The 13,106-nt window shown below is 54.9% G+C and carries 12 protein-coding genes; 5 read left to right on the top strand and 7 right to left on the bottom strand.

All coding sequences use genetic code 11. The annotated features are described in order from the left end of the window. Positions 1-7: 7 nt before the first annotated feature. Positions 8-481, bottom strand: a complete 474-nt coding sequence (gene creA / locus ACLJQJ_RS14930; RefSeq protein WP_000875811.1) for a protein CreA — start codon at positions 479-481, stop codon at positions 8-10. A 211-nt stretch (positions 482-692) separates the two neighbouring features. Here creA and robA point away from each other — a divergent pair, with 211 nt between their 5' ends. Beyond that, positions 693-1,562, top strand: a complete 870-nt coding sequence (gene robA, locus ACLJQJ_RS14925; RefSeq protein ID WP_000371685.1) for an MDR efflux pump AcrAB transcriptional activator RobA — start codon at positions 693-695, stop codon at positions 1,560-1,562. Here robA and gpmB read toward each other — a convergent pair. Next, positions 1,559-2,206, bottom strand: coding sequence for a 2,3-diphosphoglycerate-dependent phosphoglycerate mutase GpmB (gpmB, locus tag ACLJQJ_RS14920; protein ID WP_000942363.1), 648 nt, complete (start codon positions 2,204-2,206; stop codon positions 1,559-1,561). The genes robA and gpmB overlap by 4 nt on opposite strands. Positions 2,207-2,254: 48 nt before the next feature. Here gpmB and yjjX point away from each other — a divergent pair, with 48 nt between their 5' ends. Further along, complete coding sequence (gene yjjX, locus ACLJQJ_RS14915) at positions 2,255-2,770, top strand: inosine/xanthosine triphosphatase (RefSeq protein WP_000554314.1); 516 nt, start codon at positions 2,255-2,257, stop codon at positions 2,768-2,770. Between the two features lie 100 nt (positions 2,771-2,870). Here the strand turns inward: yjjX and trpR are convergent, their stop codons facing one another. Then, positions 2,871-3,197 (bottom strand): trp operon repressor, encoded by a 327-nt coding sequence (trpR, locus tag ACLJQJ_RS14910; protein WP_000192004.1) that lies wholly within the window; start codon positions 3,195-3,197, stop codon positions 2,871-2,873. Positions 3,198-3,254: 57 nt separating this feature from the next. Beyond that, positions 3,255-5,225: a murein transglycosylase gene (sltY, locus tag ACLJQJ_RS14905; RefSeq protein ID WP_155580949.1), complete on the bottom strand. Its 1,971-nt coding sequence runs from the start codon at positions 5,223-5,225 to the stop codon at positions 3,255-3,257. Positions 5,226-5,400: 175 nt separating this feature from the next. Here sltY and ettA point away from each other — a divergent pair, with 175 nt between their 5' ends. Continuing rightward, the gene (gene ettA, locus ACLJQJ_RS14900) at positions 5,401-7,068 is read left to right on the top strand and encodes an energy-dependent translational throttle protein EttA (protein WP_000046770.1); all 1,668 of its coding nucleotides are present in this window, start codon (positions 5,401-5,403) and stop codon (positions 7,066-7,068) included. A 117-nt stretch (positions 7,069-7,185) separates the two neighbouring features. On the opposite strand, the gene nadR is transcribed toward ettA, so the two are convergent. From nadR to serB, 3 genes are all read right to left on the bottom strand, one after another. Then, entirely contained in the window at positions 7,186-8,418 is a 1,233-nt protein-coding gene (gene nadR / locus ACLJQJ_RS14895; protein WP_000093829.1) for a multifunctional transcriptional regulator/nicotinamide-nucleotide adenylyltransferase/ribosylnicotinamide kinase NadR, read from the bottom strand. Between the two features lie 150 nt (positions 8,419-8,568). Continuing rightward, a complete protein-coding gene (gene radA / locus ACLJQJ_RS14890; protein WP_001029710.1) occupies positions 8,569-9,951 on the bottom strand; it encodes a DNA repair protein RadA in 1,383 nt (460 codons plus the stop codon). A gap of 83 nt (positions 9,952-10,034) precedes the next feature. After that, the gene (gene serB / locus ACLJQJ_RS14885) at positions 10,035-11,003 is read right to left on the bottom strand and encodes a phosphoserine phosphatase (protein WP_001132983.1); all 969 of its coding nucleotides are present in this window, start codon (positions 11,001-11,003) and stop codon (positions 10,035-10,037) included. A gap of 116 nt (positions 11,004-11,119) precedes the next feature. Between serB and ACLJQJ_RS14880 the strand changes: the two genes are divergently transcribed. Continuing rightward, entirely contained in the window at positions 11,120-11,764 is a 645-nt protein-coding gene (locus ACLJQJ_RS14880) for a YtjB family periplasmic protein (protein ID WP_000090067.1), read from the top strand. 33 nt (positions 11,765-11,797) lie between these two features. Next, positions 11,798-12,814 (top strand): lipoate--protein ligase LplA, encoded by a 1,017-nt coding sequence (gene lplA / locus ACLJQJ_RS14875; protein WP_063809582.1) that lies wholly within the window; start codon positions 11,798-11,800, stop codon positions 12,812-12,814. The last annotated feature ends 292 nt before the right edge of the window (positions 12,815-13,106 follow it).

The following is a 13,106-nucleotide window of genomic DNA, read 5'->3' as shown; positions in this document are numbered from 1 at the left end:
TTCCCTGTTATTGTCGCCACGGCATGACCGGCACCGCGCTGATGGCGTTCTTCGGCGACCCGTCGACCACTTTGTCGGAATAGGCCAGATACGCCAGCGTGTTGCGTTTCTCATCATAGAAACGCACGACCTGCAATGACTTAAATATCAATGAGGTGCGTTTTTTGAAAACCACCTCTCCCTGCGCCTTGCCGTTCTTAATTTTGTCGCTCAGTTCAATAGGCCCGACCTGCTGGCAAGAGATGGCGGCGTCAGACGTATCTTCCGCCAGCCCTAATCCGCCTTTTATGCCGCCCGTTTTCGCCCGGCTAACATAGCACGTCACGTTTTTGACATCAGGATCGTCAAAAGCTTCCACCACGATTTTATGGTCAGGACCGAACATTTTAAATACCGTATCGACTGAACCAATTTGTTCCGCGCGGGCGCTCTGCCCCAGCAGCAACAAAATTGAGAAAAGTACTAAGCTCTTGTATTTCATATTGTTACCATTCATAAAAGTTACATTGCGTAATTATTAGACATTCTAAAATAAAATGGTTATAGATCACAGGATTAGAATAATTACCTGTCACGTTGCCTAAAAAAAGCATTTAAGCTCAAAAAAAACACTGAATGCTAAAAGAACAAAAAATGCTATTATCCTCTTACCTGATATCGGGTGCTCGTTGTTGAAAGGATGGGGATATTTTATGGATCAGGCTGGCATAATTCGCGACCTGTTAATCTGGCTGGAAGGTCATCTGGATCAGCCGCTGTCACTTGACAATGTGGCGGCAAAAGCAGGCTATTCCAAGTGGCACCTGCAGAGAATGTTTAAGGACGTGACGGGCCACGCCATTGGCGCTTACATCCGCGCCCGTCGTTTATCGAAATCAGCAGTGGCGCTGCGTTTGACCGCGCGTCCAATTCTGGATATTGCTCTTCAGTACCGCTTCGATTCTCAGCAAACCTTTACGCGCGCCTTTAAGAAACAGTTTTCCCAGACGCCAGCGCTGTATCGTCGCTCCTCGGAATGGAGCGCCTTTGGCATTCGCCCGCCATTACGGCTGGGCGAGTTTACCGTGCCGGAACATCAGTTCGTTACGCTGGAAGATACGCCGCTCCTTGGCGTCACGCAGAGTTATTCCTGCTCGCTGGAACAGATTTCCGACTTCCGCCACGAAATGCGCGTGCAATTCTGGCATGATTTCCTCGGTCATTCGCCAACTATTCCGCCAGTGCTTTATGGGCTTAATGAAACGCGCCCCAGCATGGAGAAAGACGATGAGCAGGAAGTATTCTATACCACCGCACTGCCGCAAGAGCAGGCCGATGGCTATGTTCAGTCGGCGCATCCTGTGCTGTTGCAGGGCGGTGAATACGTCATGTTCACCTATGAAGGGTTAGGAACCGGCGTGCAGGATTTTATCCTGACCGTTTACGGCACCTGTATGCCAATGCTGAATCTGACCCGTCGTAAAGGACAGGATATAGAGCGATACTACCCGTCAGAAGATACCAAAACCGGCGATCGCCCTATCAACCTGCGCTGCGAATTTCTGATCCCGATTCGCCGTTAACGCTGTAGCTCATCCAATGCAGGGGCGTCCAGATGCGAAACGTCCCCTGCGGTTTCTACCACCCACCCAGACGCCAGCCACTGACTTTCCTGGTAATCGATGCGGGAAATAGAGCAGTTGCGCAAACGTAACCGGCGTTCCGCCCAGGCGGGTAGTCCCAGTATAGTACTGACCAGACAGCCCAACGCGATACCGTGACTGACCAATAAAGGTCGGCTGCCCTGCGGTAGCTCCAGACAGGACGCCAGCGCGGCATGAACGCGATCGCTCAACTCCTGCATCGATTCTCCGCCGGGAATGCGGCCATCCTGCGTGCCGTTGACCAGCTGACGACGCCAGCCCTCTTCTTCTTCCGTCAGCGAATCGATCTGGCGCTTTTCCAGCACGCCCATATCCAGCTCGCGCAGGCGGGAGTCAAAGGTGATATCACACCCGCACGCCTGGGCGATAATCTCCGCCGTGCGTTTTGTGCGGCCTAAATCGCTGCTGATGATATGGGTGATGCCGAGGCTGCGGGCGCGTTCTCCTACCTGCATGGCCTGCTGCTCGCCTTTTGCTGTCAGGGGACTGTCCGATTGGCCCTGAATACGTCGCTCGGCGTTCCACTGCGTTTCACCGTGGCGAACAAGGTATACCTGTAACATGTTTTTTTTCCGTTATACTGCGATAAATTTTTAAAACTGAGCTTAATTATGCACCAGGTTATCTCTGCGACCACCAATCCTGCCAAAATTCAGGCAATTCTACAGGCATTTGAAGAGATTTTCGGCGAAGGATCGTGCCATATTACGCCCGTCGCCGTCGAGAGCGGCGTACCGGAGCAGCCCTTCGGAAGCGAGGAAACGCGTGCTGGCGCACGAAATCGCGTGGGTAATGCGCGACGCCTGCATCCACAAGCTGATTTCTGGGTAGCCATTGAAGCCGGAATTGACGATGACGCCACCTTTAGTTGGGTGGTGATTGATAACGGCGTTCAGCGCGGTGAAGCGCGATCGGCCACGCTGCCGCTGCCCGCCGTCATTCTCGACAGAGTCCGCCAGGGAGAAGCGCTTGGCCCGGTGATGTCCCACTATACCGGTATTGACGAGATTGGTCGCAAAGAGGGCGCCATTGGCGTATTTACCGCCGGAAAATTAACGCGCTCCAGCGTTTACTACCAGGCGGTGATCCTGGCGTTAAGCCCGTTTCATAACGCGGTGTATCGATAATTATTTGCGCTATGTTGTAGGCCTGATAAGCACAGCGCCATCAGGCATTTCGCGCGATGTTGCCGGATGGCCGCTTCGCCTTATCCGGCCTACGAGCAAATCAGGCGCTTTTCAGCAGTACGTTCTCAAGCCAATGACGCAGTTCAACCGGCGCGGATTTCAGGCTGTTTGACCCGCGCGTGATGGTGGCGATGCCCGCCCCCAGCTCGGTTTTCAACTCGCGCTGGCTCATTTCGCCACGCAGCAACTCCTCAATAATGCGCACGCGCGTTCCCAGCGCTTCACGCTCGTCCGGCGTAAGCATCAGTTGTAATAAAGGCAGATGCAGATCCTCTGCATATGCCTGACGGAGTAACTCCACAAAACGAAGCCACTCCTGATTACGTTGTTCGGCGATAGCCGATGAATAAGGGGAATGCTGGGTCATGTTATACCGCCGTTTGTACTGTTACACGAGTACAAATGATAACATAACCCGTCTGCATTAATACCGTCGCTGCCACTCAGAGTCGCTCATTAAGGCCTCTTTCTGCCCCATAAAGTGGCGATAGTAAGCGTCATAGGCCAGAACGTTTTTCACGTAGCCGCGCGTTTCCGAAAAGGGAATGCTTTCGACAAACGCTACAGCATCGATACGCCCGGCGCTATTGCCAAGCCAGGTGCGCACGCGCCCCGGCCCGGCGTTATACGCCGCCGAGGCGAAAATACGGTTATTACCAAACTGCTGATAGACATACTGCAAATAGCTGGTGCCAATGTTGATGTTGGTCTCCGGCTCCAGCAGTTGGCCGGGGCCGCGGTAGTCCGGAATCGAAAACATTTTCACCGTATGGGTGGCCGTTCCCGGCATAATCTGCATTAAGCCGCTGGCCCCTACCGGCGATTTTACTTTCGGGTTCCAGGCGCTCTCCTGGCGGGCAATCGCCATGGCATAGCTTTGTGAGATATCTTTTCCGCGGGTATAGCGGGTAAAAAGATCGTTATACGCCAGCGGGAAACGCTCCTCCAGATGATCCCACAGTTTTCCGGCGATCGTCGCCTGTACGCTCAGATCCCACCAGTGCTGGTTAAACGCATAGCGCGCCAACTGCGCCTGTTCAGATTTACTACGGCTTTTTACCAGATTCGCCCATTCGCTGCGCGCCGTGTTATCAAGGTTCCAGTACATCAGCTCCCGTACACGCGCCATCTCCGGCCCCTGCGTCAACGCGCTGTTTACGTTGGCGGGCGCTTTATCGATTTTAAGCGTGTACTCTTCGCCTAAACGCTGCGCCGCAACCATCGGATAAAAACCGCGCTTCTGCATTAAAGCATGAAGGATCTCTTTCGCTTCGGCGTCACGACCGCGCTCCAGCAATAAATCCGCCTGCCAGTAACGCCACTCGTCTTTCTCTTTCGCCTCCATCGGCAGGCGGGCAAGCCAGGTATTGAGACCGCGACGATCGCCCATCCCCAGCGCCATACGCACGCGCCGTTCGATAAGCGACGTCGATTGCGAGCGCATAATCGCGTCATCGCGCCATTTCGCCTGCGCATCGGTCACATCGTTGCCCATCAGTCGCCAGGCAACGATATCGCGCAGCGCCTGCGTTTGTTCCTCATTAAGTTTCTGCGCCTGTACCAGCGAGGGGATCATCAGACGCGCATTTTCCGCGTCCTGGCGGGCGACGCTGGCAAACGCGACTTCCGCCATCTGGCGGGTAAAATCGGTGGCGCCAGTGGTGCGTGCGAAGGTCAACACGTTATTAGGGTCATTAGCGAGGGTAATGATCGCTGAGGCGATCGTTTGATATTCCGCCGGCATCTGTCCGGCCAGCACCGTAACCAGCCCCGTATTCCCGGCTTTCATCGCCAGCCGAATACGTTCCAGGTACGCCAGCGGGTCTTGCTTGCCGGAGGCCCGCCAGACGCTGAACAGTTTATCGCAGGCATTCGGCTGACTTTTGCCGGTCAGCCAAAGGTCTTTCGCGCCCTGCCAGGCCGCTTCCGTTTGCCCGGTACTCCATTTCGCGTAGTAATAGTTACATTGCGCTTCCGTGGTGCCGGGTTTCTCCGGGCTAAACGCCAGCAAGCCGCGCCAGTCTTCACGACGCGCCAGCTCATTGACGAAGCGTGATTGCAGCGTACGCGCAGGCGGAAGCGTAGGATTGGCGCGCACAAACTGCGTGACAGCAATCGCCGGTTGGTTCATCAAATCGTCGGTGATCTTACGGTATTCCAGATACGGGTAGAGCGGATAATCTTTCAGACCCGGCATCATCTGCTCTACCACATCCATCTGGCGGTTGTCCCAGGCCTGCTTAATCTGCGCATAGCGGTTACGCTGCTCTTCCAGTGAGTCGGCCCGCGCGAGGTGACAAAAGGTCAGCAGGCATACGCTGGCGGCGACGAGACGCCAGACAAATGGTTTGGCTCTATCCACAAGCACTTCCTCAATTGTTATCCAATGCAGCATCATGCCGCGTAATGAATTTATGCTAACCAGTCATAGCCATTTGCGCCACGTTACGGACACTTTTTTACTTTTATTGCGAGTGCGATCTGCTGGCTGGGCTTAGGCAGGGAAAAAGGCTACACTTCGCCTTTGAAATCTATTCACCATCACGATAAACATAGAGGCGAAGTCCAACGTGGCTCAATTCGTTTATACCATGCATCGTGTCGGCAAAGTGGTTCCGCCGAAACGTCATATTCTGAAAAACATCTCGCTGAGCTTCTTCCCTGGCGCCAAAATCGGCGTGCTGGGCCTTAACGGCGCCGGTAAGTCTACCCTGCTGCGCATCATGGCGGGGCTCGATAAAGATATCGAGGGCGAAGCGCGCCCGCAGCCCGGCATTAAGATTGGCTACCTGCCGCAGGAACCTCAGCTAAACCCGGAACACACGGTACGCGAGTCGATTGAAGAGGCCGTTTCGGAAGTGGTTAACGCCCTCAAACGTCTGGATGAAGTGTACGCGCTGTATGCCGATCCGGATGCCGACTTCGACAAGCTGGCGGCAGAGCAAGGCCGGCTTGAAGAGATTATCCAGGCGCACGACGGTCATAACCTGAACGTGCAGCTTGAGCGCGCTGCTGACGCTCTGCGTCTGCCGGACTGGGATGCCAAAGTCGAAAAACTGTCCGGCGGCGAGCGCCGTCGCGTGGCGCTGTGCCGTCTGTTGCTGGAAAAGCCGGACATGCTGCTGCTCGACGAACCCACCAACCACCTGGATGCCGAATCTGTTGCGTGGCTGGAACGTTTCCTGCACGACTTCGAAGGCACCGTCGTGGCGATTACCCACGACCGTTACTTCCTCGATAACGTTGCCGGTTGGATTCTGGAACTTGACCGCGGCGAAGGTATTCCGTGGGAAGGCAACTACTCCTCCTGGCTGGAGCAGAAAGATCAGCGTCTGGCGCAGGAAGCGTCTGCCGAAGCGGCACGCCGTAAATCCATTGAGAAAGAGCTGGAGTGGGTGCGTCAGGGCGCGAAAGGCCGTCAGTCGAAAGGTAAGGCGCGTCTGGCTCGCTTTGAAGAACTGAACAGCGTTGAGTATCAGAAACGTAACGAAACCAACGAACTGTTTATTCCACCAGGACCGCGTCTGGGCGACAAAGTCATTGAAGTCAGCAACCTGCGTAAATCCTACGGCGACCGCGTACTGATCGATGACCTGAGTTTCTCGGTGCCGAAAGGCGCTATCGTCGGGATCATCGGGCCAAACGGCGCGGGTAAATCGACCCTGTTCCGCATGATGTCCGGTCAGGAGCAGCCTGATAGCGGCACCATTACGCTGGGTGAAACCGTCAAGCTGGCCTCGGTCGATCAGTTCCGCGACGCGATGGACAACAGCAAAACCGTCTGGGAAGAAGTGTCCGGCGGGCTGGATATCATGAAGATCGGCAACACTGAAATGCCAAGCCGCGCCTATGTAGGCCGCTTTAACTTCAAAGGCGTCGATCAGGGCAAACGCGTTGGCGAACTGTCCGGCGGTGAGCGCGGTCGTTTGCACCTGGCGAAACTGCTGCAGGTGGGCGGCAACGTCCTGCTGCTCGACGAACCGACGAACGACCTGGATATCGAAACCCTGCGCGCGCTGGAAAACGCCCTGCTGGAGTTCCCTGGCTGCGCGATGGTTATCTCGCACGACCGTTGGTTCCTTGACCGTATCGCCACCCACATCCTGGATTATCAGGACGAAGGTAAGGTGGAATTCTTCGAAGGCAACTTTACCGAATACGAAGAGTACAAGAAACGCACGCTGGGCGCCGAGGCGCTGGAGCCGAAGCGTATCAAGTACAAGCGTATTGCCAAATAAATGTCTGAATGCCGGGTGGCGCTTGCGCTTACCCGGCCTACAAACCCAGCGATTCCAGTACGTTGTGAAACTGTAGGCCTGATAAGACGCGGTAAGCGTCGCATCAGGCATTGGTTCTTATCCCTGCTCGCCCATCATCTCTTTCACCAGTTCCACACAGCGCAAAAAGCGGCCATCGTAGTCAGCCTCTTTAACGTGAACGAACTCAATGTTGTTCTCTTTCAGCATCTCGACCAGCAGGTTCTGGAACGCTTTGCGATCCACTGAACTGCCCAGGCTTCGCAGTCCGTCAGCTACCCACGGCGTATTATTCTCCAGCAAAATCACCAGGTCGAAGCGATACTCGTCGATCAGCGCCTGGACAAACGGATGCTCGCGCCCTTCGTATTTTTTGCAAAATGCCTGGGTGGTGACGAAATCGGTATCGATAAACGCCACTTTATTCGCATATTTCACTGCGAAATCAATATATTGCGCATGGCCCAGCGCAATTTTATCGTAGTCGGAATACTGTAACGCCATCTCATCGCCGCCCAGATGCGAAAAGACATAGTCGCGGCCATATTCCCAGGCGCTGGTGGTATTAAAAATATTGGCGAGCTTATTGACCAGCGTAGACTTGCCGCTTGATTCCCCGCCCAGAATCGCGACGGTACGCACGAAAAACGGCTTCACTTCGGTAGGAATATATTCCCAGTAACGAAACGGATTTTCGCGGATTTGCGCCCCGCTGATATTCATAAACGTGCGTTCAGGATCGACCAGCACCGTCTCAATCCCTAAATGCTCCAGGTACTGCGGCGCATCAGCCTCTTCGGAAGTGTAGATCCAGCTCGGCTGTATTCCCTTCTCTGCCATAAACGCTTTAATGCCGTTGCTCCAGACGTCCCAGCCATGCGGATAAGGCTCCATCCCCTCTTCATTAAAGGCGTGGATGCGAATATTTTTTTGGTATTTGAAGGTTTGCAATAACCAGCGCAGGCGATCCGACACGGTGGGCTGCTGCGACATGGCGCTATCCTCAAACAGCCCGCGGTCGCGCGTATCGTCATATCCCATAATGATGTGCAACTCATCCACCTGGCTACAGGCGCGCTGGATCAAGTAGATGTGTCCGGTATGCAATGGATAAAATTTACCGAACACCACGCCAATGTTTTTCTGTCGGCGGGGAAACTCCAGCCCGAGAAAACGGTGTAGCGCCTCCAGTTTTTGCGCGCTGGGGCTTTTGATTTTGGCGTTAAGTAACTGACTCAGATACCCCTTGGTCATACCGCTGGCGTCAGCCACCTGTTGCAGAGTGCAACCTTGCTGCTTAATCGCGGTTTTGAGATAGTCGAACGATGACACAAGAGCCTCCTGCTGGAAAAATCGCATAACACTGCCTGACGGCGCTTCGCTTATCAGGCCTACAACATCAATCCGTATCAATCCGTAGGCCGGATAAGACGCATTGCATCGCCATCCGGCAAATTATACAACATCACTACATACAGAGAATTATAAGTCGTCAAACACGCTTAACGCATCTGCGAGCTTTTTAACACCGAACACCTGCATTCCTTCCGGCGGCTTTTTCGGTACGTTGGCGGCAGGCACAATCGCCCGACGAAAACCGTGTTTCGCCGCCTCGGAAATACGCTCCTGCCCGCTCGGCACCGGACGAATCTCGCCTGCCAGCCCCACTTCGCCAAACACCACCAGATCCTGCGGCAACGGCCTGTCACGCAGGCTGGAGACCATCGCCAGCAGTAAAGCCAGATCCGCGCTGGTTTCGGTGACTTTCACGCCGCCGACCACGTTGACGAAGACGTCCTGATCCGACATTTGCAGACCGCCGTGTCGGTGCAGCACCGCCAGCAGGATTGCCAGACGGTTTTGTTCCAGACCGACCGCCACGCGTCTGGGGTTCGCCATCATCGAGTGATCGACCAGCGCCTGAATCTCCACCAGCAACGGTCGCGTACCCTCCCAGACGACCATCACTGAACTGCCGGAAGTGACCTCATCGCCGCGGCTTAAAAAGATGGCGGACGGATTGCTCACTTCGCGCAACCCCTGTTCGGTCATGGCGAAGACGCCCAGCTCATTGACTGCGCCAAAGCGGTTTTTGTGGCTGCGCAGCGTGCGGAAACGAGAATCGGCGTCGCCGTCGAGCAATACTGAGCAATCGATACAGTGTTCCAGCACTTTCGGCCCCGCCAGCGACCCGTCTTTGGTGACGTGGCCGACCATCACGATCGCCACGCCGCGCGTTTTGGCGAAGCGCGTCAGGTAGGCTGCCGTTTCGCGGACCTGGGCGACGCTGCCTGGCGACGACTGAATGTCCGCCATATGCATCACCTGTATGGAGTCGATCACCATCAGTTTCGGCTGTTCTTCTTCCGCTATCAGGCAGATCTGCTCGATGCTGGTTTCGGAGAGCATATTCAGATTAGCGGTCGGCAGGCCGAGACGGTGCGCGCGCATCGCCACCTGCTGTAGCGATTCTTCGCCGGTGACGTACAGCGTTTTCATCTGCTCGGCGAGCTTGCACAGCGTTTGCAGCAGCAACGTTGATTTGCCCGCGCCGGGGTTACCGCCAATCAAAATGGCGCTGCCGGGTACCACCCCGCCGCCCAGCACGCGGTCAAACTCTTTAAAACCGGTAGAAAAGCGCGGCAGTTCCTCAAGACTGATGTCAGACAGTTTCTGCACTTTTGATACGCCCGCACTGCCGGCGTATCCGCTCAGACGTTCGTTACGCGCCACCGTCGGCGACGCGGCAAGGCGCACCTCGGTAATGGTGTTCCAGGCATGGCAGGCGCTGCATTGCCCCTGCCAGCGCGGGTAATCGGCCCCGCATTCATTACAAACAAAGGCGCGTTTGGGAGCTTTTGCCACGTTTTACCTCTTTCGTTAACGCTGTTGCCGGATGGCGCTGACGCTTATCCGGCCTACGGTCGCCTTGCCATTGGGCAGGTTAATCATTTCTGGTTCATGCTGCCGGAGAGAATGCAAAACACGCCCATCAGGTCAGCGTGGCGGATCGTAATCTCCGTCTTTTCGTTTACTTTTGGCTTGGCATGGAAGGCAATACCTAACCCTGCCGCTTTGATCATGGGCAGATCGTTAGCGCCGTCGCCAATCGCCACCGTCTGCGCCAGCGGGATGTCATGCTCTTGCGCCAGACGAAGCAAGGTATTGGCTTTATACTCAGCATCCACAATATCGCCGATAACGTGGCCGGTAAATTTACCGTCCATGATCTCCAGCTCATTGGCGACCGCCGCCGTCAGGCGTAGCTGGTCACGCAGATAGTCGGCGAAGAAAGTGAAGCCGCCGGAGGCGATAGCGATTTTCCAGCCAAGCGCTTCCAGTTTTAGCACCAACTGCGTTAATCCTGGCATTAGCGGCAGATTCCCGCGCACCTGGCGCAAAATATCGGCATCCGCGCCTTTCAGCGTCGCCACGCGGCTGCGCAGGCTGGCGGTAAAATCAAGCTCGCCGCGCATCGCGCGCTCCGTCACTTCAGCCACCTTCTCACCGGTACCGGCCAGCTTCGCGATTTCATCGATACACTCAATCTGGATCGCCGTGGAATCCATATCCATGACCAGCAGCCCCGGCGTGCGCAGATGCGGAATTTTACCCAGCGGCGCGACATCCAGCTGCGCCTCATGCGCCAGCCGCGTCGCACGCGGCGTCAGCGACCCCGCCAGACGAATGACCTGATAATCCTCCACGCACCAGGCGGCGACAATCACCATTGCGGCGCCCAGTTTGGTCTGATATTGAGTTAAACGCTGCTTATCCAGCCCGCGCCCATACAGCAGCCAACCGCTGCGGCCTGCATGGTAATCCAGAGGCATCACCTCGTCGCCGCTTAAAGAAAGAGGCAAACCAGGCCATAAAGAGACATCTTCAGGCAGATCGCACCAGGTAATGTTAGGCATTAAAGCTCCTGTAAATCGTTCAGGCCGGTAACCGCCCCGCGGAAAATAACGCATGAGGCTACCTTGTAACCATCGCTTCTGGCAACATTAAGCCTCAAATTTTCAGCAGGTGGAATATGGCTCGCGCAAAACTGAAATTTCGGCTGCATCGTGCAGTCATTGTATTGTTCTGTCTCACACTGCTCGTCGCGCTCATGCAGGGCGCTTCATGGTTTAGTCAAAACCACCAGCGACAGCGCAATCCGCAGCTGGAAGAGCTGGCCCGCACGCTGGCGCGCCAGGTGACGCTCAACATCGCCCCGCTGATGCGCAGCGAAACACCGGATGAAAATCGCATCAACGCCGTGCTGCGTCAGCTCACGCAAGAGAGCCGTATTCTGGATGCCGGCGTCTATGATGAACAGGGCGATCTTATTACTCGCGCTGGCGAAAGCGTCAACGTGCGCGACAGGCTGGCGCTGGATGGCAAAAAAGCGGGCAGCTATTTTAACCAACAAATTGTCGAGCCTATCCAGGGGAAAAACGGCCCATTGGGCTACCTGCGTCTGACGCTGGATACCCACACGCTGGCCACCGAAGCAAAGCAGGTCGATAACACCACCAACATTCTACGCCTGATGCTGCTACTCTCGCTGGCGATAGGCGTGGTGCTGACGCGCACCTTGCTACAAGGTAAACGCACCCGCTGGCAGCAGTCGCCCTTCCTGCTAACGGCCAGCAAGCCTGTTCCGGAAGAGGAAGAGCGTGAGGAAAAAGAGTAAAATGACGGCTTAATAAAGGTAAGGAAAACCACCATGACTACATTACGCCTGCTTATTTCTGACTCTTATGACCCCTGGTTTAACCTGGCGGTCGAGGAGTGCATTTTCCGCCAGATGCCCGCCACCCAGCGCGTGCTGTTCCTGTGGCGCAACGCGGATACGGTGGTCATTGGACGCGCGCAAAACCCGTGGAAAGAGTGTAATACGCGGCGTATGGAAGAAGATAATGTCCGTCTGGCCCGCCGTAGCAGCGGCGGCGGCGCGGTATTCCATGACCTCGGTAATACCTGCTTTACCTTTATGGCCGGTAAACCGGAATACGATAAAACCATCTCCACCCATATTGTGCTCGCGGCGCTGAATTCGCTGGGCGTCATGGCCGATGCTTCGGGACGCAACGATCTGGTCGTAAAAACGCCGGACGGCGATCGCAAAGTTTCCGGTTCAGCCTATCGCGAAACCAAAGATCGCGGCTTCCATCACGGTACGCTGCTGCTGAATGCAGACCTCAGCCGTCTGGCGAACTATCTGAATCCCGATAAAAAGAAACTTGCGGCGAAAGGGATTACCTCCGTTCGCTCCCGCGTGGCCAATCTTACCGAGCTATTACCGGGTATCACCCATGAACAGGTCTGCCAGGCGGTCACGGAAGCCTTTTTCGCCCATTACGGCGAACGCGTCGACGCGGAAGTGATTTCACCGGATAAAACGCCGGATCTACCGAATTTTGCCGAAACCTTTGCGCGCCAGAGCAGTTGGGAGTGGAATTTCGGCCAGGCACCGGCGTTCAGCCATCTGCTGGACGAACGTTTCACCTGGGGCGGCGTCGAGCTGCATTTTGACGTCGAGAAAGGTGTGATTACCCGCGCGCAGGCGTTTACCGATAGCCTGAACCCGGCACCGCTGGAAGCGCTGGCAGGGAGGCTGCACGGCTGTTTGTACCGCGCGGATAAACTACAGGAAACGTGCGAAGCGCTGCTGATTGATTTCCCGGAGCAGGAAAAAGAACTGCGGGAATTATCGGCGTGGATTGCAGAAGCTGTGCGCTAAATGAATAATATCAGAGAGACGAATGTGTCTCTGATATTATTTAAACATAACAACATATTCTGAAAAATGAGTGAATAGCACAAATAGTTAAAACACACTCACTAACTACTATATTCTTTAAAATTAATATTATTTCCCCGCACTTCATAAACCCAGCGAATTATAAACCATTTATCATCACCAATGATGATTAAAGTTTTTCTTAACCAAGATTTAATTTTATTAAATTTACAACATATCATTATCTTCATAGAATCCCGACCCGCGCATTACATGTCATTTGGAAATATAC

Source organism: Salmonella sp. SAL04202 (assembly GCF_046550775.1).
Classification (GTDB): domain Bacteria; phylum Pseudomonadota; class Gammaproteobacteria; order Enterobacterales; family Enterobacteriaceae; genus Salmonella; species Salmonella enterica.
This window is presented reverse-complemented; position numbering and strand designations above follow the sequence as displayed.

What these genes read in the sequence shown, in the direction of transcription:
- creA (WP_000875811.1), bottom strand. Translation starts at nt 481, where the DNA reads ATGAAATACAAGAGCTTAGTACTTTTCTCAATTTTGTTGCTGCTGGGG.
- robA (WP_000371685.1), top strand. Translation starts at nt 693, where the DNA reads ATGGATCAGGCTGGCATAATTCGCGACCTGTTAATCTGGCTGGAAGGT.
- gpmB (WP_000942363.1), bottom strand. Translation starts at nt 2,206, where the DNA reads ATGTTACAGGTATACCTTGTTCGCCACGGTGAAACGCAGTGGAACGCC.
- yjjX (WP_000554314.1), top strand. Translation starts at nt 2,255, where the DNA reads ATGCACCAGGTTATCTCTGCGACCACCAATCCTGCCAAAATTCAGGCA.
- trpR (WP_000192004.1), bottom strand. Translation starts at nt 3,197, where the DNA reads ATGACCCAGCATTCCCCTTATTCATCGGCTATCGCCGAACAACGTAAT.
- sltY (WP_155580949.1), bottom strand. Translation starts at nt 5,225, where the DNA reads ATGCTGCATTGGATAACAATTGAGGAAGTGCTTGTGGATAGAGCCAAA.
- serB (WP_001132983.1), bottom strand. Translation starts at nt 11,003, where the DNA reads ATGCCTAACATTACCTGGTGCGATCTGCCTGAAGATGTCTCTTTATGG.
- ACLJQJ_RS14880 (WP_000090067.1), top strand. Translation starts at nt 11,120, where the DNA reads ATGGCTCGCGCAAAACTGAAATTTCGGCTGCATCGTGCAGTCATTGTA.
- lplA (WP_063809582.1), top strand. Translation starts at nt 11,798, where the DNA reads ATGACTACATTACGCCTGCTTATTTCTGACTCTTATGACCCCTGGTTT.